This window comes from Pseudescherichia vulneris NBRC 102420, from assembly GCF_000759795.1.
In the GTDB taxonomy this organism is placed as follows: domain Bacteria; phylum Pseudomonadota; class Gammaproteobacteria; order Enterobacterales; family Enterobacteriaceae; genus Pseudescherichia; species Pseudescherichia vulneris.
Genome location: NZ_BBMZ01000018.1, coordinates 1 through 22566, shown reverse-complemented (window position 1 = coordinate 22566; position 22566 = coordinate 1). Strand labels below are relative to the sequence as shown.

22 protein-coding genes are annotated in these 22566 nt (G+C 57.2%); 15 read left to right on the top strand and 7 right to left on the bottom strand.

What is annotated here, in order from left to right; all coding sequences use genetic code 11:
* Position 1: 1 nt before the first annotated feature.
* A complete protein-coding gene (gene waaA, locus EV102420_RS15310; protein ID WP_042393333.1) occupies positions 2-1279 on the bottom strand; it encodes a lipid IV(A) 3-deoxy-D-manno-octulosonic acid transferase in 1278 nt (425 codons plus the stop codon).
* A gap of 319 nt (positions 1280-1598) precedes the next feature.
* Here waaA and rfaQ point away from each other — a divergent pair, with 319 nt between their 5' ends.
* The 7 genes from rfaQ to EV102420_RS15275 are packed head-to-tail and all read left to right on the top strand — an operon-like array spanning position 1599 to position 8876.
* Complete coding sequence (rfaQ, locus tag EV102420_RS15305; protein ID WP_072015279.1) at positions 1599-2669, top strand: lipopolysaccharide core heptosyltransferase RfaQ; 1071 nt, start codon at positions 1599-1601, stop codon at positions 2667-2669.
* Positions 2666-3790 (top strand): glycosyltransferase family 4 protein, encoded by a 1125-nt coding sequence (locus tag EV102420_RS15300; protein ID WP_042393328.1) that lies wholly within the window; start codon positions 2666-2668, stop codon positions 3788-3790. Before rfaQ ends, EV102420_RS15300 begins: the two co-directional genes overlap by 4 nt.
* A complete protein-coding gene (gene rfaP, locus EV102420_RS15295) occupies positions 3783-4580 on the top strand; it encodes a lipopolysaccharide core heptose(I) kinase RfaP (protein ID WP_042393327.1) in 798 nt (265 codons plus the stop codon). The genes EV102420_RS15300 and rfaP overlap by 8 nt, the downstream gene beginning before the upstream one ends.
* Before the next feature lie 43 nt (positions 4581-4623).
* A complete protein-coding gene (locus EV102420_RS15290) occupies positions 4624-6018 on the top strand; it encodes an O-antigen ligase family protein (protein ID WP_052512374.1) in 1395 nt (464 codons plus the stop codon).
* The gene (locus EV102420_RS15285) at positions 6015-7025 is read left to right on the top strand and encodes a glycosyltransferase family 9 protein (protein ID WP_042393325.1); all 1011 of its coding nucleotides are present in this window, start codon (positions 6015-6017) and stop codon (positions 7023-7025) included. The genes EV102420_RS15290 and EV102420_RS15285 overlap by 4 nt, the downstream gene beginning before the upstream one ends.
* A gap of 18 nt (positions 7026-7043) precedes the next feature.
* The gene (locus tag EV102420_RS15280) at positions 7044-8150 is read left to right on the top strand and encodes a glycosyltransferase family 9 protein (RefSeq protein WP_052512373.1); all 1107 of its coding nucleotides are present in this window, start codon (positions 7044-7046) and stop codon (positions 8148-8150) included.
* Between the two features lie 30 nt (positions 8151-8180).
* Positions 8181-8876, top strand: a complete 696-nt coding sequence (locus EV102420_RS15275; protein ID WP_042393323.1) for a lipopolysaccharide core heptose(II) kinase RfaY — start codon at positions 8181-8183, stop codon at positions 8874-8876.
* Between the two features lie 7 nt (positions 8877-8883).
* On the opposite strand, the gene rfaC is transcribed toward EV102420_RS15275, so the two are convergent.
* The 3 genes from rfaC to rfaD are packed head-to-tail and all read right to left on the bottom strand — an operon-like array spanning position 8884 to position 11828.
* Positions 8884-9837, bottom strand: coding sequence for a lipopolysaccharide heptosyltransferase RfaC (gene rfaC, locus EV102420_RS15270; protein WP_042393321.1), 954 nt, complete (start codon positions 9835-9837; stop codon positions 8884-8886).
* Between the two features lie 3 nt (positions 9838-9840).
* Complete coding sequence (rfaF, locus tag EV102420_RS15265; protein WP_042393320.1) at positions 9841-10887, bottom strand: ADP-heptose--LPS heptosyltransferase RfaF; 1047 nt, start codon at positions 10885-10887, stop codon at positions 9841-9843.
* 8 nt (positions 10888-10895) lie between these two features.
* Positions 10896-11828: an ADP-glyceromanno-heptose 6-epimerase gene (rfaD, locus tag EV102420_RS15260; RefSeq protein ID WP_042393318.1), complete on the bottom strand. Its 933-nt coding sequence runs from the start codon at positions 11826-11828 to the stop codon at positions 10896-10898.
* 215 nt (positions 11829-12043) lie between these two features.
* On the opposite strand from rfaD, the gene kbl reads away from it, so the two are divergent.
* From kbl to EV102420_RS15245, 3 genes are all read left to right on the top strand, one after another.
* Positions 12044-13240 carry a glycine C-acetyltransferase gene (kbl, locus tag EV102420_RS15255; protein ID WP_042393316.1) on the top strand — a complete coding sequence of 399 codons (1197 nt, stop codon included), beginning with the start codon at positions 12044-12046 and terminating at the stop codon, positions 13238-13240.
* Between the two features lie 9 nt (positions 13241-13249).
* Positions 13250-14275, top strand: coding sequence for an L-threonine 3-dehydrogenase (gene tdh, locus EV102420_RS15250; protein ID WP_042393315.1), 1026 nt, complete (start codon positions 13250-13252; stop codon positions 14273-14275).
* Positions 14276-14403: 128 nt separating this feature from the next.
* Positions 14404-15438, top strand: coding sequence for a glycosyltransferase (locus EV102420_RS15245; RefSeq protein ID WP_042393313.1), 1035 nt, complete (start codon positions 14404-14406; stop codon positions 15436-15438).
* Here EV102420_RS15245 and EV102420_RS15240 read toward each other — a convergent pair.
* The 3 genes from EV102420_RS15240 to gpmM are packed head-to-tail and all read right to left on the bottom strand — an operon-like array spanning position 15435 to position 19205.
* Complete coding sequence (locus tag EV102420_RS15240) at positions 15435-16343, bottom strand: divergent polysaccharide deacetylase family protein (protein ID WP_106403937.1); 909 nt, start codon at positions 16341-16343, stop codon at positions 15435-15437. The genes EV102420_RS15245 and EV102420_RS15240 overlap by 4 nt on opposite strands.
* Positions 16344-16379: 36 nt before the next feature.
* Positions 16380-17648, bottom strand: a complete 1269-nt coding sequence (gene envC / locus EV102420_RS15235; protein WP_042393309.1) for a murein hydrolase activator EnvC — start codon at positions 17646-17648, stop codon at positions 16380-16382.
* A gap of 9 nt (positions 17649-17657) precedes the next feature.
* A complete protein-coding gene (gpmM, locus tag EV102420_RS15230) occupies positions 17658-19205 on the bottom strand; it encodes a 2,3-bisphosphoglycerate-independent phosphoglycerate mutase (protein WP_042393307.1) in 1548 nt (515 codons plus the stop codon).
* Positions 19206-19454: 249 nt separating this feature from the next.
* On the opposite strand from gpmM, the gene EV102420_RS15225 reads away from it, so the two are divergent.
* The 5 genes from EV102420_RS15225 to cysE all read left to right on the top strand — a co-directional run bounded on the left by EV102420_RS15225 (position 19455) and on the right by cysE (position 22560).
* Positions 19455-19886, top strand: a complete 432-nt coding sequence (locus EV102420_RS15225) for a rhodanese-like domain-containing protein (protein WP_042393305.1) — start codon at positions 19455-19457, stop codon at positions 19884-19886.
* Positions 19887-19900: 14 nt separating this feature from the next.
* Positions 19901-20152: a glutaredoxin 3 gene (gene grxC, locus EV102420_RS15220; RefSeq protein ID WP_042393302.1), complete on the top strand. Its 252-nt coding sequence runs from the start codon at positions 19901-19903 to the stop codon at positions 20150-20152.
* Between the two features lie 32 nt (positions 20153-20184).
* Complete coding sequence (gene secB / locus EV102420_RS15215) at positions 20185-20652, top strand: protein-export chaperone SecB (protein ID WP_042393300.1); 468 nt, start codon at positions 20185-20187, stop codon at positions 20650-20652.
* Positions 20652-21671 (top strand): NAD(P)H-dependent glycerol-3-phosphate dehydrogenase, encoded by a 1020-nt coding sequence (gene gpsA / locus EV102420_RS15210; RefSeq protein WP_042393298.1) that lies wholly within the window; start codon positions 20652-20654, stop codon positions 21669-21671. Before secB ends, gpsA begins: the two co-directional genes overlap by 1 nt.
* A gap of 70 nt (positions 21672-21741) precedes the next feature.
* Positions 21742-22560 carry a serine O-acetyltransferase gene (gene cysE, locus EV102420_RS15205; protein ID WP_042393296.1) on the top strand — a complete coding sequence of 273 codons (819 nt, stop codon included), beginning with the start codon at positions 21742-21744 and terminating at the stop codon, positions 22558-22560.
* Positions 22561-22566: the final 6 nt, after the last annotated feature.

Here is a 22566-nt window from a genome sequence, read left to right as displayed (position 1 = left end):
CTTAATGGGCTTTTGGTGGCAGATAGGGTTCCAGCAATTGTAACAGACGCTGTAGCGCGCCCTGGTTTTGATAGAGCACCTCTACCGCATGGCGACCGTAAAAGTTGCGGTAGTCCTCATCGGTCAGCAGGGAGGCGACCTCTTTGCTCAGCGAGGCGACGTCCGTCACGGTGATCAAACCATCGGCTTGGGTCAGACGGGCGCAGATATCTTTAAAGTTGAAGGTGTGCGGCCCCATCAGCACCGGAATAGCGTGCGCAGCGGCCTCAAGCGGGTTATGCCCGCCGCGCTCTACCAGCGAACCGCCAACGAAGGCGAGATCGGCAATGCCGTAGAGCAGCATCAGCTCGCCCATAGTATCGCCTACCACGACCTGAGTGCTGCTAGAGGGGACTTCTCCGGACGAGCGGGTGGTGTAGCTCAGGCCCGCCTGGCGCACCAGGTTGATGGCATCCGGGAAACGTTCCGGGTGGCGCGGAACCAGGATCAGCAGCAGGTTAGGAAACTCTCTTAACAGCGTCTGATGTGCCTCGATGACCGCGTTCTCTTCACCCTCGTGGGTGCTGGTGGCGATCCACACCGGGCGATGCGGAGCCCACTGGCGGCGCAGCGTCACAGCCCGGGAGGCGAGCTGCGGCGTCACCGAGATATCGAACTTCAGGCTGCCGGTAACGGTGAGCTGGTTACGCTTCGCACCCAGGGCAATAAAGCGCTCGCCATCCTCCTCGTTCTGGGCAGCGATCAACGTGATACGACGCAGCAGGGTACGAATAAAATCGCCCAGCTTTGCATAGCCTTTAGCGGAGCGCGCAGAGAGACGAGCATTAGCGATCACCAGCGGGATTTTGCGCGTGTGCAGGGCGGCGATCAGGTTCGGCCACAGCTCGGTCTCCATCACCAGCACCAGTTTCGGATCCACCGCGTTGAGAAAACGATTGAGCGCGTCCGGCAGATCGTAGGGCAGGTAGACGTGTTGAACGTCATTGCCAAAGGCGGAGAGCACGCGTTCGGAGCCGGTCGGAGTCATGGTGGTGACGGTAATGGGCAGATCCGGATAGCGATGGCGCAGGGCGCGTACCAGCGGAATGGCCGCCAGGGTTTCGCCCACGGAAACGGAGTGCATCAGAATGCCGCCGGGCTTCAGCGGTTGCTTATAGAAGCCGTAACGCTCGCCCCAGCGTTTGCGGTATGCCGGTGCTTTGCGACCACGCACCCAGAGACGCAGCCAAATAAGCGGCTGAATCAGGTAGAAAAGAGTGGTGTAAAGCAATTGAAGCATAGTACGCACTGGCTGATGGATGTGCTGGGAATTCTATGTATTTAGCTGCATCAATGCTATTACTTTTGCCGAATTCGCTGCAAATCCCCCCTTCGGTGGGCGATGAATCCTAAAACCTGTGCTTTTTTGTTGTATTTTTATAAAGTTAGTTGAAATCAGCACGTTGCTGAAAAAACATTCGTGTCGGCTTAGACAGCAAGAAATGCTACACTAGCGCGCAAAAATAAGCGCGTTACGGTGCACGGGTAGCGGGTTAGCCTGGGCGGTAGCGTGCTTATTGTTGTTTATATTGGTCATCATCAACGGATAAGAGCCGCTTGTGGAAAAGCCATTTCAAAGAATTCTGCTGATAAAAATGCGCTTTCATGGGGATATGCTGCTCACGACGCCCGTCGTAAGCACCCTGAAACGCCGCTACCCTGACGCGAAAATCGACGTGCTGCTCTACCAGGATACGATCCCTATCCTGTCAGAAAACGCGGAGATCAACGCGCTCTACGGCCTCAAAAATAAAAAAGCCAAAGCCGGGGAGAAAATCACTAACTTCGTGGATGTGCTCAAACAGCTGCGTGCTAACCGTTACGATCTTATCGTCAATCTCACTGACCAGTGGATGGTCGCCGCGCTGGTGCGCTGCCTGCCTGCCCGCGTCAAGATTTCGCAGGATTTCCCCCATCGTCAGGCAGCGTTCTGGCGTAAAAGCTTTACCCATCACGCTCCCGTCGTAGGCGATCATATTGTTGAGCGCAACCTGTCGGCGCTGCGTCCGCTGGGGATTGCGGAAGATTATCGCGAGCTCACCATGAGCTATGCCGGGCAAAACTGGCAGGCGATGCGCGAGCAGCTGACGGCCGCCGGGGTAGGGGAGCACTATGTCGTGATCCAACCTACGGCGCGCCAGGCCTTCAAGTGTTGGGATAACAGCAAATTCTCTCAGGTCATCGACGCCCTGCATCATCAGGGCTATGAGGTGGTGCTCACCTCGGGACCCGGCGCGGAGGATCTGGCGTGCGTGGAAGAGATTGCCAGCGCCTGCGAAACGCGTCCGGTCACCGCGCTGGCGGGGAAAACGCGTTTTCCTGAGCTGGCCGCGCTTATCGATCACGCCGCGCTGTTTATTGGCGTCGACTCCGCGCCCATGCATATCGCCGCAGCGGTAAAAACGAAAATCATTGCCCTGTTTGGCGCGACCGATCATATTGCCTGGCGTCCGTGGTCAGAGGACGCCGTCGTGCTGTGGGCCGGAAACTACCAGCCGATGCCGACGCGTGACCAGCTCGATCGCAACCGGCGCTACCTCTCCGTGATCCCGGCTGAGGAGGTCATCGCTGCTGCCCGGAACCTGCTTCCGCCGCTCAATGCTGTCGTGCCGGCGGGGAGCTCCCTATGATTGTTGCCTTTTGCCTCTACAAATACTTCCCGTTTGGCGGACTACAGCGTGATTTTATGCGCATTGCCCAGACGGTAGCAGGGCGCGGCCACCAGGTGCGGGTCTACACCCAGTCCTGGCAGGGCGAGTGCCCGGCAGAGTTCGAGCTGATAGTGGTGCCGGTCAGGAAGCGCACCAATCACGGGCGCAACGCCGAATATTATCAGTGGGTAAAAGCGCATCTTGCGCAGCACCCTGTGGCGCGAGTGGTCGGCTTTAACAAGATGCCGGATCTCGATATCTACTACGCAGCGGACGTCTGCTATGCGGAAAAAGTGGCGCAGGAGAAGGGCTTTTTCTATCGCCTGACGTCACGCTACCGCCACTATGCGGCCTTTGAACGTGCGACCTTTGAACAGGGCAAGAAGACGCAGCTGCTGATGCTGACGGATAAGCAGATAGCCGATTTTCAGCGCCACTATCACACCGAGCCTGAGCGTTTTCACATCCTGCCGCCGGGGATCTATCCCGATCGCAAATACAGCGAGCAGATTGCGGACAGCCGTCGCCTTTATCGCGAGAAAAACCGCATCGGCGAGGATCAGAACTTTGTTCTGCAGGTGGGGTCAGATTTTAACCGTAAGGGTGTGGCGCGCACTATCGAGGCCATTGCCGCGCTGCCTGAGGCGCTGCGGCAAAATACGCTGCTGTTTGTTGTCGGCCAGGATAAACCTGGACCCTTCGCTGCCCTTGCTGCAAAGCTGGGCATCAAAGAGAATGTGCACTTCTTTGCCGGACGCAGCGACGTGGCAGAGCTGATGGCCGCAGCGGATCTACTAATGCATCCTGCGAAACAGGAGGCGGCGGGCATTGTACTGCTGGAGGCGGTGGCGGCAGGGCTACCGGTGATTGTCACCGAGGTCTGTGGCTACGCGCCCTATATCGCGGATGCCCGCTGTGGCGTGGTGGTTAACGAGCCGTTTTCGCAGGCAGCGCTGAATGAAACGCTAGCCGATGCGCTGGGTACGCCGTCGCGCCTGAGCGAATGGGCGGCCAACGCCCGTCACTATGCGGATACGCAGGATCTCTACAGCCTGCCGGAAAAGGTAGCTGATATGATAACGGGTAAAGTGAATGGTTGAACTGAAAGAGCCGCTGGCTACCTTATGGCGCGGTAAAGATGCTTTTGCCGAAGTGAAGAAGCTGCAGGGCGACGTGTTTCGCGAACTGGAAACGCGCAGAACGATCCGCTTTGAGCTGGCGGGCAAGAGCTACTTCCTGAAGTGGCACCAGGGCACCTCGGTCAAAGAGGTGGTTAAAAACCTGTTCTCTCTGCGCCTGCCGGTGCTGGGCGCTGACCGGGAGTGGAACGCGATCCATCGCCTGCACGAGTGCGGCGTCGACACCATGCACGGGGTTGGCTTTGGTGAGAGAGGAGTCAATCCACTGACCAAAACCTCGTTCATTATTACCGAGGATCTGACCCCGACGATTAGCCTTGAGGACTACTGTGCCGACTGGCGCGTAAATCCACCCGATCTGCACGTGAAGCGGATGCTGATCCGTCGCGTCGCCACCATGGTGCGCAAAATGCATCAGGCCGGCGTCAACCACCGCGACTGCTACCTGTGCCACTTCCTGCTGCATCTGCCTTTTTCCGGGGAAGAGCAGGATTTAAAGCTGTCGATAATTGACCTGCACCGGGCACAGATCCGCCGCCAGGTTCCACAGCGTTGGCGTGACAAAGACCTTATTGGCCTCTACTTCTCCTCGGTCAATATCGGTCTGACGCAGCGGGATATTCTACGTTTTATGAAGATCTATTTCGCCACGGATCTCAAGGCGATATTTAAGAATGAAGGGCAGTTACTCTCGTCATATGAGCGTAAGACTCATAAGATCGTAACGCATTCGCAGCGCAATAATCTGTAGCGCTTTTTGATAGCTGATTGTTAGTTTTATGATGGGTTTTAATATGATAGCTGTTCAGTCTTTAGCGAAGCTTTCCGCTAAGAAAGTCACCACCTCGCTTCTGCTTTTCTGTTTCTGCGTTCTGTGTTTTGTCTGGCCGATTGAGAACTCAAATCTGCCTGCTAACCGCAACCTGTTTATCTACGTTGGCCTGGCGATGACCCTGTTCCTCTATTTCAAAAAGCAGGGCATGCCGCTGGAGCATAACGTTAAAACGCGTATGCCAATTTACATACTTGCTGGCCTGCTGATCTTCACCTTGCTGAACGGGTTGCTAGTGGCACCGGATCTTAAGCAGATGTTTCGCAGCTGGCAGGGGCAGTATCTGCGCGCCGGGCTGCTGTTTTTCATTGGCCTGCTTATCTACTCCTTTACCGCCAGCTGCTTCCGGGGCCTAAGTAAAACCCGTTTTCTCTCGCTGGTGGTGCTTTGCTCGCTGGGCGTGATATTTATTCATGTTATCCAGACTGCCTTTATGTACCTGCGTAACGGCTATATTGACTGGGGCATTACCTGGATTGTGCGCACCCGCACCGAGATGAGCTTCCAGATTAACTTTATCTGCGGCATTCTCTTTGCCGAGCTGCTTTCACGTCTGTTCCTGCACCGCAAGTTTTTAATCTTTAAGACCAGCCTGCTGCTCTTTTTTATTGCCGTCTGCTTTGTTGCCACCGCGTTAGTCAACACCCGCTGGGGCACGATCGGTTTAATTGGCAGCACGATCTCTATCTGTGCCTTTATTGCCGCAAAAATGCTCAATCGCAGCAATCGCAAGAAGATGCTGCTGACCGGTGCGGCAGTCGCGCTAATGGTCGTTGCCGTAGGGTATAGCTCATGGACCCAGGATCCCCGCTGGCAGAGCCTGCACCAGGATGCGATATCCGGGTGGAATCTGTCGGTGGATAACCGCTGCTACGATGGTTCCAAAGGAGAGGCGCTGCATGACAGCACTGGCCGTCTGCTGGACGAGTCCAATGCCTGCCGCTCAACCTTCTTCCATCAGGGCTGGAAGCTGGTGTTCGAAAATCCTTTTGGTACTGGGCCGCGTAAAGACGCATTTTTGGTGCTGTTGCAAAAGACCTATCATAACCCCACGATTGAACAGGAAAACAGCCACTACGGCGTGATTGATTTTGCGCTGCAAAACGGCTTCCTTGGTCTTGCCGGCTGGTTATGCTTTGTGATCTCATTAATTGTGGCTGGCTGGGATGCGTTTTCTAAAAAGCTCGTTATGCCGGGCCTCTTCTTATCCTTAATGGCGGTGAGCTTCCTCTTCCGCTCCAGCGTAGATAACATGCTCCGCGATCACTTCTTAGAGCAGTTTATGGCCTTTACCGGCCTGATGATCGGGCTGATTGTGACCAAAGATAAAAATAGCGTGCCGGGGAGTGCGTCATGAAGGTACTGATTATTCGTCGCGACAACATTGGCGACCTGATTCTGACTACGCCGCTGATTGCGACCATTGCCCGCGAAACGGGCACTCAGGTCGATCTGCTGGTCAATACCTACAATAAGCCGGTATTGGATAATAACCCGCACGTCGGCAACGTTTTTCTCTACAGCAAGCTCCACCACCGCAGCAAAGGGACGTCGGCGTTAAGCGTCCTGTGGCAGCGGTTAAAAACCATTATCGCGCTGCGCCGCGCGCGCTATGACGTGGCGATTGTTGCCAAAGAGCGCTGGGACAAGCGTCCGCTGCAGTGGGCAACGCTGGCGGGAGCGAAAAAAATCATCGCTATCGGTAATGACTGCCCGCCTGAAGTGACTGATGCACTGCCGGAATCAACTCAGAACGAGCATTTGGTGAAGCTGCTGGCGCGGCTGGCCGAGCCGTTGGGCATCACCGCCGAGCCGGGCCCGCTGGAGCTGTACGTGCGGCCTGAAGAGACGGCGGCCATCAAGCAGAAGATCCACCTTCCCGATGACGGCCTGCCGGTCTATGGATTACAGATCAGCTCCCGTCGGCCCGAGCAGCGCTGGCCGGTAGAGAACTTTGTCGCCCTGGCGCAGCGGCTTGCCGCCGAGCAGCCGTGTCATTTCCTGCTCTTCTGGTCGCCGGGTAGCGCAGATAACAAACTGCATCCGGGCGATGACGAGAAGGCACGCTATATCATCGATAATTGCCAGGACGTCTCGTTAATCCCCGTGGTGACGGAAAGCATCCGCGAGCTGATGGCGGGCATGTCGCTGTGCAATCAAATTGTGACCAGCGACGGCGGCGCGCTGCATATTGCCGCAGGGGTGCATAAACCGATTGTTGCCCTGTTTGGTAATAAAGCGGCCTGGCTCTGGACGCCGTGGGCCGTACCGCATGAACTGCTACAGGGTGAGGGCTATGATGTGCGCAACATCCCGGTCGATGAAGTGTATAATGCCTTCATTCGTCTGCAGGAGCAGCGTTAATAAGACAGGTTTCACTGAATGATTCGAGCACTGAGAAAGAAGATACAGCTAATTCTGGTTAACCTGTTTTTGCGGCTGTATACGGGGAAGAACGGCCTGTCCTCTACCCAGGCGGAATTTGCCCAGGAAGATAAGCGCAATATCAAAAATATTGTTATCTACTCCTCGACGGCGCTGGGTGATTTCATGATGAACTCCCCGGCGATCCACGCCATTCGCCGGGAGTACCCTGACGCGCATATTACCCTTATCTGCCATAAAAAAATGGTGCAGTTTCTTTCGGCGGGTAAAGATTGGGATAGCCTGATTGCCTGGGATAACAAGCTGACCACGGTCTCCGCGCTGGTAGAAAGCATCAAACAGCAGGGCCGACCTGACGCGGCAATTATTCTGCACTCCCATACGCCGTATGATTTTCTCAGCGCTCTCCGCGCCGGGGCAAAATATGTCTTTATCGATAACGATAAGCAGACTATTCCCCTGGTCAGCAAATGGGCCACCAGCCGCCTGAAGAACTTTGTGGGTCATACCATTCAGCGCAAGCTGGAGCTGATTGCTCCCTTCCTGAGTCATGAGCCTTCTCGGGCGATGCGCCTGCCCGCAGAGGTTGTGGTAGATGAAGCGACCCGCGATCCGGCGGTGAAGTATGTTGGCTTCCAGATGGGGGCGTCGAGCCTGCGCAAATGCTGGTCGACAGAGAATTTTGCCCGCCTCGCGACCCAGCTGATTAACGACTATGACGCGGTAAAAATTGTGTTGATTGGCGCACCGAACGAAGTCGCGCTGCAGGATAAGTTCCTGCAGCAGCTCGATACCCGCTATCACGATCGCGTTCTGCCGCTGATTGGCAAAACCACCATTCCCGGCCTGCTGCAGGAGATCAAGAAGATGAGCCTGCTGGTGACGTCCGATACCGGCCCTCTGCACCTGGCGGTGGCGATGCAGATCCCAACCGTCAGCATGTTCGTGGTGACCTCGCCTATGCTCTATGGCCCGTACCAGGATCCAGAGCTACACTCGGTTATCTATAAAGCCTTTACCACATTAGATGAACAACACTACGCCTCCGCATTGGATAAAATCAGCCTTAGCGAAGTGTATGCGCGGGTGAAAACGTTTCTCTAGCTTTTGCCCGCCGGTATAAGGAAAACAATAATGAGCGTGGCATTTAGCCGTAAACAGGGTTTTGAAATCTATCAGCGCGTCAACGATGATGATTTCACCGCCCTGCTTACGCAGTATAAAAATAACCAAATTCCGGTACGCAAACTGGCCAGCGGCAACGCTGACCGGTCAGTGGCGATTATTGCCTCTGAGAAGCGTAAATACATTCTGAAAGAGGATCGCGAGCGGGATAAGCGCCTTGAGAAGAAGATCGCCAACTTTATATTTGGCCCGTTCCAGTCGCGCCTGATCAGGCTCATGGACCGAGCTGTTGACGAGGGCTGCCACGTTTTCCAGGAGCTTTACTTCGTTGCCGAAAAGAACCGTTTTCGCACCACGCAGGATGTCTACGCGCTCTATGAATATATTGAAGGGACGCCGCTCACCGAGGTAGATAACCCCGAGCAGTATATTCCGCAAATCGTCGACTGCATATTGGAGCTGCATCGCCACGGGCTGGCCTCAAACGATATTCACTATGGCAACTTTATCCTGACGCCTGATGGCACTCTCCGCATTATCGATATCTCCTGCAAGGAGAGCGTGAAGGTGTGCCAGGCAAACGATCTGCTGGCCCTGCGCAGGAAATTCGGCGTGGACATTCAAAGCAACAGCCGGGTGTATAGAATCATCCGTGCTAAAGAGACCCTGCGGCGGAAAATCCGCGCCCTCAAGCATAAAAAATAACGCCCTATCAGGGCGTTATCGTTTTAAACACGTTCTCTGCGGTGAGCTGCTGCAGATCGCCATGTGGCGAACGCACCGCCAGCTGATTCTTGCCGTAGCCGCCAATCAGCCCCGGATCGGTCGGACCGTAGAGCGTAAAGTTGGGCCGGTCGAGTGCGGCGGCCATATGGCTCAGTCCGGTATCGACTGACACCACCATCCTGGCACCCGCCAGCTCGCGAGCCACTTTCTCCAGGCTCAGGCGCGGCAGCACTTCCACATAATCAAACCCTTCCGCCAGCCGTCTGGCACGCGCTTCTTCATGAGGGGCCCCCCACGGAAGCTTAATCTTTAACCCCGACGTTGCCATCAGCGCCAGCAGATCCCGCCAGCGGGCTTCCGGCCAGTGCTTATCATCCCGCGTGGTGGCATGCAGAAAGACGGCGTAAGGCGCGTCCGTCGTACTCTCTTCAACAAAGTGCTGCGCAATGGCGTAATCGCCCTGGGTCTGCGGCTTGCTGTAGCCCAGGCTTTTCGCAAACAGCTCCCGGGTGCGCTCCACGGCATGCTGCTGCTTAGCGATGTGGTGGCGACGACTGTAGAACAGGCTGGCCAGCGGCTCGCGAGCACTTTGCCAGTCCATGCCATGCTTCGGTCCGTGCGCCAGCCGGGTGACCAGCGCCGCGCTTTTCACCAGTCCCTGGGCATCGATAATGGCGTCATAATGCACCGCCCGCAGGGTTTTGCGAAACGCCCGGCGTTCCGCTTTCACCGGTTCGGAGAACCAGGCTTTACGCCAGCGGCGCAGGGCCACCGGGATGACACGATCCACCGCCTCATGCCAGGAAGGGATCTGAGCAAAGCCCTCTTCCACGACCCAGTCAAAGCGGATCCCGGCAATCGCCTGCATGGCGTCCGTCAGGGCGGGCAGGGTGTGCAGTACGTCACCCATCGACGAGGTTTTAACGATCAGTACCCGCATCCGTTAGCCTTCTTCATCCAGCAGGAGGCCGTTGAGCGTCTCCAGCACCTGCTCAGGCTGAATATCGATCAGGCTCTGATGGTAGCCCTCTGCGGCATCGCCTTTACGTACTTTGTGATAGCCGGTGATAAGACGGATCACCCGTGCCTTATGCGACAGCGGCGGGGTAAAGTCCGGGCTGCTGGGGCCGTACAGCGCCACCAGCGGGCGGTTAAGCGCGGCGGCAACGTGCATCAGGCCGGAGTCGTTGGTAACTACCGCCCGGCAGGCCGCCAGTAAAATCACCGCCTGCTCAAGCTGCGTCTCACCGGCCAGGTTACGGCACCATGCCTGCTGCTCAAGGCTGAGCATGGTCAAAATTTCGTTCCCGGCCTCGTGATCTTTCGCGGAACCAAACAGCACCACCTGGTAGCCTTCGTCGATCAGCTGCTTCGCCAGCTCGGCGTAGTGGTAGTGCGGCCAGCGCTTCGCCGGGCCAAACTCCGCGCCGGGGCAGAAGCCGATGATGGGGCGATCGGTCAAGATGCCAAAGGTGTTACAGGTGCGGCGCTGCTCGCTCTCTTCCACCTGTAGCTGCGGCCAAAGCAGCGGCTGAGGCAGATCTTTTGCCGAGTCCATCACGCCTTTATCGTAGGCCAGCGCTACGTAGCGCTCGACCATCAGCGGCCAGGCCTGCTTATCGAGCACGCGAGCGTCGTTAAGCACGCCGTAGCGCATCTCACCGCGCCATCCGGTGCGCACGGGGATATTGGCAAAGAAAGGCACCAGGGCAGATTTATAAGAGTTGGGCAGCACGTAAGCGCGATCGTAGCGGCGTTCGCGCAGGCTCACGCCAAGGCGGCGACGCGCGCCAAGCTCTAGCGCCCCATGCCCAAGCGGCATAGGGATCGCTTCATTCACTTCCGGCATCCGCGACAGCAGCGGACGACACCATGCGGGTGCCATCACGTCGATTATCGCCTGGGGATAGCGCGCCTTGAGCGTGCGATAGAGACTTTGCGACATCATCATGTCGCCCACCCATGACGGGCCGATCACCAGTATTTTCATGCAGGTTCTTACGCGTCGCGGTTCAGCCAGGCCATATATTCCGCTACGCCTTCGGCAACGGTTTTAAACGGCTTGTCGTAGCCTGCCGCACGCAGATTGGTCAGATCTGCCTGGGTGAACGCCTGGTAGCGGCCTTTCAGCTTCTCCGGGAACGGGATGTACTCGATCTCGCCCTTCTTGTGGAACGCCAGCGCAGCGTCCGCCACGGCCTGGAAGGACTCTGCGCGACCGGTGCCGAGGTTGTAGATACCAGAGACGCGGTTTTCCCAGAACCAGAGGTTTACGGCCGCCACATCGCCCACGTAGACGAAGTCACGCTTGAAGCCATCGCTGCCTTCAAACAGCTTCGGCGTTTCACCATTGTTCAGCTGGGTGTTGAGGTGGAAAGCAACGCTGGCCATGCTGCCTTTATGGCCTTCACGCGGACCGTAGACGTTAAAGTAGCGGAAGCCGACGATCGGCGAGTTCGCTTCCGGCAGGATCTGGCGCACGTACTCATCGAACAGGAACTTGGAGTAGCCATAGACGTTCAGTGGCTGCTCATACTCGCGGGATTCGATAAAGTCGCTGGTGCGTCCGCCGTAGGTGGCCGCAGAGGAGGCGTACAGGAACGGAATATCGCGCTCCAGGCAGTAGTGCAGCAGCTCTTTGGAGTACTGATAGTTGTTATCCATCATGTACTTGCCGTCCCACTCGGTAGTAGAGGAGCATGCGCCTTCGTGGAAGATGGCTTCGATGTCGCCGAACTCTTCGCCTGCCATAATCTGGATGAGGAAATCCTCTTTATCCATGTAGTCAGCGATGTTCAGATCGGCCAGATTAACGAACTTGGTGCCATCTTTCAGGTTATCGACCACCAGAATGTCAGTGATGCCTTTGTCATTGAGCGCTTTGACAATGTTGCTGCCGATAAAGCCTGCGCCGCCGGTAACGATAATCATAACTGTAACCTTTAAATGTGGATGCGCTGAGACAATCTCAGGCATGAATACCTTTATCATACCATCACATTGCCGACCCTTCAGCCCTTCGCCGCGATCCCAGCGGGCCGTACGTGATTTGTGCTGCAAAAACGATAACCGGTGCGGCATCATCTCGTATCAGCGTAAGGCTTTCGGTAAGATGTGCTGAAATTTGCCCAGTCTGGAGAATTGCAATGCGTGGGGATTTTTACCAACGGTTGAACAGCGACCTTGAAACCGCCCGTGCGGAAGGGTTGTTTAAAGAAGAACGCATTATCACCTCGGCCCAGCAGGCCGATATCACCGTTGCCGACGGCAGCCAGGTGATCAACTTCTGCGCCAACAACTACCTCGGTCTGGCGAACCATCCGGATCTCATCAGCGCGGCGAAGGCCGGAATGGACAGCCACGGCTTCGGCATGGCCTCCGTGCGTTTCATCTGCGGCACCCAGGACACGCATAAAGTCCTTGAGCAAAAGCTGGCCGGGTTCCTTGGCATGGAAGACGCCATTCTCTACTCCTCCTGCTTCGACGCCAACGGCGGCCTGTTCGAAACGCTGCTGGGGGCGGAAGACGCCATTATCTCCGACGCCCTGAACCACGCTTCCATCATTGACGGGGTACGCCTCTGCAAAGCCAAACGCTATCGCTACGCCAATAACGATATGCAGGAGCTGGAGGCGCGTCTGCAGGAGGCACGCGACGCGGGTGCGCGGCAGGTGCTGATCGCCACCGACGGCGTCTTCTCGATGGACGGCGTGATCGCCAACCTGAAGGGCGTCTGCGATCTGGCGGATAAGTATGAGGCGCTGGTGATGGTCGACGACTCTCACGCGGTGGGCTTTGTTGGCGCGAACGGGCGCGGCACCCACGAATACTGCGAGGTGATGGGTCGGGTGGATATCCTCACCGGCACGCTGGGCAAGGCGCTGGGTGGTGCATCCGGCGGCTACACGGCGGCGCGTAAAGAGGTGGTGGAGTGGCTGCGCCAGCGCTCGCGCCCCTATCTCTTCTCTAACTCACTGGCACCGGCGATCGTTAGCGCCTCTATCAAAGTGCTGGAGATGCTGGAGTCCGGCGCGGCGCTGCGGGAAAAACTGTGGGCCAATGCCAGCCTGTTCCGCGAGAAAATGAGCGCGGCGGGCTTTACCCTGGCCGGAGCCGATCACGCCATTATTCCGGTGATGCTGGGTGATGCGGTAGTCGCGCAGAACTTTGCCCGCGAGCTGCAGAAAGAGGGGATCTACGTAACCGGCTTCTTCTTCCCGGTAGTGCCGAAAGGCCAGGCGCGCATTCGCACCCAGATGTCGGCGGCCCACTCTCCTGAACAGATTGAACGTGCGGTGGAGGCCTTCACCCGCATTGGTAAACAACTTGGCGTGATTGCCTGAGGACGAAAGATGAAAGCGTTATCCAAGCTGAAACCGCAGGAAGGGATCTGGATGACCGACGTGCCAGAGCCAGAGGTGGGCCATAACGATCTGCTGATCAAGATCCGCAAAAGCGCGATCTGCGGCACGGACGTGCACATCTATAACTGGGACGAGTGGTCACAAAAAACCATTCCGGTACCGATGGTAGTCGGCCATGAGTACGTTGGCGAAGTGGTGGGGATTGGCCAGGAGGTCAAAGGCTTTAAGATCGGCGACCGCGTCTCTGGCGAAGGCCACATTACCTGCGGGCACTGCCGTAACTGCCGCGGCGGCCGTACCCATCTCTGCCGTAACACCGTAGGCGTCGGCGTTAACCGCCCTGGCTCCTTTGCCGAGTATCTGGTTATTCCGGCCTTCAACGCCTTTAAAATTCCAGACAACATCTCTGACGAGCTGGCAGCGATTTTCGACCCGTTCGGCAACGCCGTCCACACCGCGCTCTCCTTCGATCTGGTAGGTGAAGACGTGCTGGTTTCCGGTGCGGGTCCTATCGGTATCATGGCGGCAGCGGTGGCGAAGCACGTTGGCGCACGCCACGTGGTGATCACCGACGTCAACGAGTACCGTTTGGATCTGGCACGCAAAATGGGCGTGACCCGAGCGGTTAACGTGGCGACCGAGAGCCTGGATGAGGTGATGGCCGAGCTGGGCATGACCGAAGGGTTTGACGTGGGTCTTGAGATGTCCGGCGCACCGCCAGCGTTCCGCACCATGCTCGATACCATGAACCACGGCGGTCGCATTGCGCTGCTGGGTATTCCGCCGTCGGAGATGTCCATCGACTGGAACAAGGTCATCTTCAAGGGCCTGTTTATCAAGGGAATCTATGGCCGCGAGATGTTTGAAACGTGGTACAAAATGGCGGCGCTGATCCAGTCCGGGCTGGATCTCACGCCGATCATCACCCACCATTTCAGCATCGATGAGTTCCAGCAGGGCTTTGACGCCATGCGCTCTGGCCAGTCCGGGAAAGTGATCCTGAACTGGAACTGATCCTCGCCAGCATCCACAGAAGCCAGGCCCAAAAAGCCTGGCTTCTCTTATTTGTGCAGCTTTTAACCTTATCTTAATAATCGGCTGGTAAAAGGGAGGGATATTCTAAGAGATGGAATGATTATCCCATGACAACCCCTACAAAAACGCTGAGCGTCATTATCCCGCTGTATAACGCCGGTAACGATTTTAAAGCCTGCATGGAGTCGTTGATTGCCCAGACATGGACCGATCTGGAGATCATCATTGTTAACGATGGCTCAACGGATAACTCCGTCGAGATCGCTAAGTTCTACGCCGACGCGTACCCTCATATTCGCCTGCTGCATCAGGCAAATTCCGGCGTCTCCGTCGCCCGCAACCGCGCGCTGGACGTAGCAACCGGAGACTATATCGCCTTTGTGGACGCCGACGACGAGGTCTATCCCACCATGTATGAAAAGCTGATGGCGATGGCGATGGCGGACGACCTCGATGTCGCGCAGTGCAATGCCGACTGGAGCTCGCGGGCTACCGGCAAGGTATGGCAATCCATTCCTACCAGCCGCCTGCGCTCGACGGGCGTACTCACCGGGCCGGACTGGCTGCGGATGGGGCTGAGGTCACGCCGCTGGACGCACGTACTGTGGATGGGGATCTATCGCCATGACCTGATCAAACAGCATCGGATCCGCTTTGTACCGGGCCTGCATCATCAGGATATTATCTGGAGCACCGAGTTTATGTTTAATACCCGGCGCGTCAGGTACACCGAAGAGTCGCTGTACAGATATTATCAGCACGATAACTCCGTCAGCCATATGAAGCGGCAGGGAGAGAAGAACCTCGCCTATCAGCGGCACTACATCAAGATCACCCGCCTGCTGGAGAAACTAAACAGCGACTATGCGGGGCGTATCCCTATCTATCTGGAGTTCCGCCAGCAGATTACCTATGAGGCGCTGCGCGTGTTTCATGCCCTGCGTAAAGAGCCGGATACCCTGACCCAGCAACGCATGATTGCCGAGGTGTTCACTTCAGGGATGTATCGCCGGATGCTGACCAACGTGCGCAGCGTCAAGATGGCCTACCAGGCGCTGCTCTGGTCGCTGCGGCTCTACAAGTGGCGCGATAAATCGTTGTCGCACCACCGTATCGCCCGCCGAGCGCTGAACCTCGGTTAACGCTTTCCCCAGCCCTGCCACTGCTGCTGGAACCATGCCGTGACCGAGCTCTGGCTAATGCTTTCACCCAGCACGGTAAAGAAGTGGCTGGCGTAAACCGGCTGCAGAGGCTGCTTCGGTTTACACAGCTTCACGCCGTGGAACGGGTTGCGCGGCGCGTTGGGTTGGCCGTTGCCAGCAGGCGGCGTCAGGTTTGGTCTTGAGGTATCGACCTGCGGCTCGTTAAGCAGGCTGCTCGGCCGCACCAGGGTGATATCCCCCGGCAGGCTGTAGATCATCTGCTGCAAAACGCGCACGGTAGACGGATGGGGATGGCCAATGGCGATCGCCGAGCCGTTGCGACGGGCCAGATCTACCGCCCGGTTGAACTGGCGGCGGATATCGCCTTCGTTCTGCGTATCGTCAAGAAATACTCGACGCTTGATCACCTTTACGCCCGTCCCGGCGGCGGCGCGCATCGCCTGGCTGTTGCCAATCGTCATGCTGTCGAGGAAGTAGAGGTTATAGCGCTCCAGGGCCTGCATCACTTTCTGCATGCCAAACAGGCTTGAGGTCATGGCGCTGCCCATATGGTTATTCAGGCCGACGGCATAGGGCACTTTGCCATAGGCGTCGCGAATGATGCGCTCGATCTCGTCGCTGCTCATCTCCGGGCGCAGGGTATCTTTTTCCAGCGGCTGCTTGCTCAGTGGCGCCATCGGCAGGTGGATCAGCACCTCATGGCCGCTGTTATGCGCTTTAGTGGCCATCTCATGGGCATGAGGGGCATTAGGCAGCACGGCAACGGAAACTTCAGCGGGCATCGCCAGCACCTGGTTTTCCGTATGCGGGCGATAGCCGAAATCATCAATGACAATGGAGAGCTTGCCGGCGTGCGCCGGAACAATGAACGGCAGAAGCGTCATAATCGAGAAAAACAGACGACGAAGCTGAAGCAAAACTTATCTTCCCAACCACGGTTGTGGATTAACCGCCTGACCCTGACGACGAATTTCAAAATAGAGTGACGGACGGCCCTGACCGCCACTGCTGCCCACGAGGGCAATGGGTTGACCGGCGCGAACCTGGGTTCCAACGCTGACCAGTGCGCTCTGATTATAGCCGTAAAGGCTCATATCGCCTTTCCCGTGCTCAACCACAACCACCAGGCCGTAGCCCTGTAGCCAGTCGGCGAGGATCACCCGTCCGTCGGCGATGGCTTTCACCTCGCTGCCTTCGGACGCACCGATCACAATCCCTTTCCACCGTAGCTCACCCTGCAACTGTTCGCCATAGCGATGGAGCAGCGAACCGCGAACCGGCCAGTAGGCCTGGCCGCGCGGCGAGCCCAGTCCGCCGGTGCGTGACATCAGGGAGCGCTCGCTCTCGGTGGGTTTATAGGTGGTGCCTTTGCGTGATGCTTCCTGCTGGCGATCGCGTACCGCATCGGCTTCGCGTGCCTCGCGCTCTGCCCGCGCTTTTGCCGCGGCTTCAGCCCGGGCAAGGCTGTTGCGCAGACGGGATTCATTAGCACGCAGCTCGCTCAGCTGCTGCTGGCCCGCCTGGATAGAACTTTCCAGACTGGTGAGGGTCTTTTTACGCTCGTTACGCGCCTGCTCCAGCTTCGCCTGCTGGGCCTGCTGTTCATAGAGCAGCGTCTGCTGCTGGCTCTGCTTCTCTTCCAGCTCGGCACGCTGAGCAGCCACCTCTTCACGGGTCTGCTTGAGCTGGGCGATGGTCTCCTGGCGAGCCTGGTTCAGGTAGCCATAGTAGGCCTGCATGCGCTCGCCGCGGGCGGTCTCTTCGCTATTGAAGATATACTGCACCCCGGAGTGCTCGCCCTGGCGAAAGGCGGCATCGAGCTGGGCCGCCAGGTTACGCTCCTGGCTGGCTTTCTGCTGCTCAAGCCTGGCAATCGACGCGTTCATGGCGTCAATCTGCTTGTTGAGTTCATTGAGGGTGCTTTGGGTTTCGCGCAGCTTGCGGGCGGCGGCGGAGATCGCCTCTTCCTGGGCCTTAAGCTGGGCCAGAAGCGTAGCGCGCTGCTGCTGCTGCTGCCGTACCGCTCGCTCTTTGCTGGCGATGTCGGCCTGAATCGATTTTAGCTGGTCGCGATCGTCCGCGTGGGCAGGAAAAAAGCACAGCAAAACGCCAGCGCTGAGTGCGCTGGCACAGAACAATGGCCGGACAGTGCCGGCCCATGTAATTGAAAAAATCGCCTTTCCCCTCATGGGGAGCGATTATTCCACGATGAACAGCGGCTTGCCAGTCATCTCTTGCGGGATTTCCATGCCCATCAGGCTCAGCATGGTCGGCGCGATGTCCGAAAGTTTACCGCCGCTGACTGCTTTAACCGATTTACCACCGACGTAGATCAGCGGAACCGGCAGGTTGGTGTGGGCGGTATGGGCCTGGCCGGTGGCCGGGTCGCGCATCTGCTCGGCATTGCCGTGATCCGCAGTAATCAACAGCTGGCCGCCTGCGGACTCTACCGCGTCGGCAACTTCAGCGATGCATTTGTCCAGCGTTTCGACAGCGGCAACAGCAGCCTCAAATACGCCGGTATGGCCAACCATATCGCCGTTCGGATAGTTGCAGATGATGGTGTCGTACTTGCCGCTCTTGATGGCGGCGACCAATTTTTCAGTTAATTCTGCAGAGCTCATCTCTGGCTGCAGATCGTAGGTCGCTACTTTCGGAGAGTTAATCAGGATACGATCTTCGCCGCTGAACGGCTCTTCCACGCCGCCGTTGAAGAAGAAGGTGACGTGCGCGTACTTTTCCGTTTCGGAGATGCGCAGCTGAGTTTTGTCGTTCTTCGCCATCCACTCGCCAAAGGTGTTAGCCAGCGAGGCAGGCGGATAGGCGCAGGTCGCTTTGATGTCGGCAGCGTACTCGGTCAGCATCACGAACTCGCCCAGCTTGATGGTTTTTTTCCGGGCGAAGCCGTCGAAATCGGCGTTGACGAAGGCGCGGGTAATTTCACGGGCGCGGTCGGCACGGAAGTTCATGAAGATCAGCGCGTCGCCATCCTGCATGGCCGAGTCGGCCTGGCCTGCGGCACGGATCACCGTCGCCTTCACGAATTCGTCATTCTCGTCGCGCGCGTAGGCGGCCTGAAGAGCCGCCACGGCGGTGTCAGCCTGATATTCACCCTTCGCCTGGGTCATCAGGTCATAGGCTTGCTCAACGCGATCCCAGCGGTTGTCGCGATCCATGGCGTAGTAGCGGCCAATAATCGTCGCGACGCGGCCTTTGCCCAGCTCGGCAAACTTCTCTTCAAAGCGCTTGAGGGAGGACTCTGCGCTGCGCGGCGGCGTATCACGCCCGTCGAGAAACGCATGCAGATAGATCTTCTCCGCACCCCGTGCCGCAGCCAGCTCTACCATCGCCAGAATATGATCTTCATGACTGTGCACGCCGCCTGCCGAGAGCAGACCCATAATGTGCACGGCTTTACCCTGTGCAACGGCGTTATCCACCGCGCCCACCAGCGCCGGGTTGCTGAAGAAGGTACGCTCTTTGATCTCCACGTCCAGACGGGTGAGATCTTGATAAACAATGCGGCCCGCGCCCAGGTTGACGTGACCCACTTCGGAGTTACCCATCTGGCGGTCCGGCAGGCCTACTTCGAGACCGGATGCGTCAACCAGCGTGTGTGGACGTTTGGCCCACAGCGCATCCATCACCGGCGTTTTGGCGTTAAAGATAGCGTTATCCTGCTGATCTTCGCGGTAGCCGTAGCCATCCAGAATCACCAGTACCATAGGTTTTTTAGTAACCGACATTGCGACAACCCTCAAGCTTATAAGACGAAAAATTTGCCTGATTTTACTACGACTGAATCGATTAAATAGCCGCAGAAGATCAAAGAAAAGGGTGGTGAAAGCGGTGGCTTGGGCCGCTTTTCGCGCTTTTTTCCGTGACGGTACGCAGAAAATGCATTCCTTATTGCTCGCTGGCTGTATTTGCCACACTGCACAGGTATACTCCTTTCCTGGTTTTTTTATTCACTGAGTCGGGAGCTGTTACCCCCCATGCAAGAAATTATGCAATTTGTTAGCCGTCACCCCATCCTCTGTATCGCGTGGGTTGTATTACTGGGGGCGGTGCTGTTCACCACCTTCAAAGGCCTTACCTCCAAAGTAAAAGTGATCACCCGTGGTGAAGCGACGCGTCTGATTAACAAAGAAGAGGCCGTGGTTGTCGATCTGCGTCAGCGTGATGATTTCCGCAAAGGGCACATCGCCGGCGCGGTGAATTTGCTGCCAGCCGAAATTAAAGCCAATAATGTAGGTGAGCTTGATAAACACAAAAGCAAACCCATTATTGTTGTAGATGGTTCTGGCATGCAGGCGCAGGAGCCTGCCAGCGCGCTGGTCAACGCGGGCTTCACACAGGTTTATGTGCTGAAGGACGGCGTGGCAGGCTGGAGCGGCGAAAACCTACCGCTGGTTCGCGGTAAATAATCTGGAGAAGCGTTATGGCCAACATTGAAATCTATACCAAAGCAACCTGCCCGTTCTGCCATCGTGCAAAGGCGTTGCTGGACAGCAAAGGCGTGACCTACGCGGAGCTGCCGATTGACGGCGATGCCGTGAAGCGCGAAGAGATGATTCAACGTAGTGGCCGTACGACCGTGCCGCAGATTTTTATTGATGCACAGCACATTGGCGGCTGTGACGACTTGTATGCGCTGGATGCGCGTGGTGGACTCGATCCCCTGTTGCGCTAAGGCGTTTGAGTATATTACTAAGGGTTTTTCTCATGTCAGAACAAAATAACACCGAAATGTCTTTCCAGATCCAGCGTATCTACACCAAGGATGTCTCTTTTGAAGCGCCGAATGCGCCTCATGTATTCCAGAAAGACTGGCAGCCAGAAGTTAAACTGGATCTGGATACCGCATCCAGCCAGCTGGCTGATGACGTATACGAAGTGGTCTTGCGTGTGACCGTGACCGCAAGCCTGGGCGAAGAGACCGCGTTCCTGTGTGAAGTTCAGCAGGCAGGTATCTTCTCCGTTGGTGGTATCGAAGGCAACCAGATGGCGCACTGCCTGGGCGCGTACTGCCCGAACATTCTGTTCCCGTACGCTCGCGAATGCATCACTAGCCTGGTTTCTCGCGGTACCTTCCCGCAGCTGAACCTTGCGCCAGTCAACTTTGATGCGCTGTTCATGAACTATTTGCAGCAGCAGGCTGGTGAAGGTACTGAAGAACATCAGGATGCCTGATGAGTACACCTAATGCTCATATGACTGTGATCGGTGCCGGCTCTTACGGCACCGCTCTTGCCATTACGCTGGCAAGAAACGGCCACCAGGTTATTCTCTGGGGGCACGATCCAAAACATATCGCGACCCTGCAGCACGATCGCTGCAATGCCGCGTTCCTTCCCGATGTGCCTTTTCCCGACACGCTGCACCTTGAGAGCGATTTAGCGACCGCCGTACAGGCCAGCCGCAATATTCTGGTGGTGGTGCCAAGCCACGTGTTTGGCGATGTGCTGCGGCAGATCAAGCCGCTGATGCGTGACGATGCGCGTATCGTCTGGGCGACCAAAGGTCTGGAAGCCGAGACGGGACGCCTGCTGCAGGACGTGGCGCGTGAGGCGCTGGGCGACACCATTCCGCTGGCAGTGATCTCCGGGCCAACCTTCGCCAAAGAGCTGGCAGCGGGTCTGCCGACGGCCATTGCGCTGGCCTCGACGGATAGCGCCTTTGCTGAAGATCTCCAGCAGCTGCTGCACTGCGGCAAAAGCTTCCGCGTCTACAGCAACCCCGACTTTATCGGCGTGCAGCTGGGCGGGGCGGTGAAAAACGTTATCGCTATTGGCGCAGGGATGTCGGACGGCATCGGCTTTGGGGCTAACGCCCGTACCGCGCTCATTACCCGTGGGCTGGCGGAGATGTCACGCCTCGGCGCTGCGCTGGGTGCGGCGCCTGAAACCTTTATGGGAATGGCTGGGTTAGGCGATCTGGTGTTGACCTGTACCGATAACCAATCCCGCAACCGTCGCTTCGGCATGATGCTCGGCCAGGGTATGGACGTGCAGCAGGCCCAGACGCAGATCGGCCAGGTAGTAGAAGGCTACCGCAATACGAAAGAGGTCCGCGAGTTGGCACACCGCTTTGGTGTCGAAATGCCGATTACCGAGGAGATATTTCAAGTATTGTATTGCGGTAAAAATGCGCGCGAGGCAGCATTGACCCTGTTAGGGCGCACGCGCAAGGACGAGCGTAGCAGTCAGTAATTTCAAATCATCTAAATGGACACGGCCAACGTAGATTGGCCGGTCTCTTTTATTACGTCTGGAGTATGCAATGCCGTGTGAAGAGCTGGATCTGGTCTGGAATAATATTAAAGCCGAAGCCCGGGCGCTGGCGGACTGTGAGCCCATGCTGGCCAGTTTCTATCACGCAACGTTACTCAAGCATGAAAATCTCGGCAGCGCGCTGAGCTATATGCTGGCCAACAAGCTGGCATCGCCCATCATGCCCGCCATCGCTATCCGCGAAGTGGTCGAGGAGGCCTACGCCGCCGATCCAGAGATGATCGCCTCTGCCGCCTGCGATATTCAGGCGGTGCGCACCCGTGACCCGGCGGTAGATAAATATTCTACGCCGCTGCTCTACCTGAAAGGCTTCCATGCGTTACAGGCCTACCGCATCGGACACTGGCTATGGGCAGAGGGCCGCCGCGCGCTGGCTATCTTCCTGCAAAATCAGGTCTCGGTGTCGTTCCAGGTCGATATTCACCCGGCAGCGCGGATTGGCCGTGGCATCATGCTCGACCATGCCACCGGCATTGTGGTGGGTGAAACGGCGGTCATTGAAAACGACGTCTCGATTCTGCAATCCGTCACCCTCGGCGGGACCGGCAAAACCAGCGGCGATCGCCATCCGAAAATCCGTGAAGGTGTGATGATTGGCGCGGGAGCAAAAATCCTCGGCAATATCGAAGTCGGACGTGGCGCGAAGATTGGCGCAGGTTCAGTGGTGTTGCAGCCCGTGCCACCTCATACCACCGCCGCAGGCGTTCCGGCACGCATTGTCGGTAAACCCGAGTCGGACAAGCCCGCAATGGATATGGACCAGCACTTCGCTGCCCACCACGGGTTCGAGTACGGCGACGGGATTTAACAGATT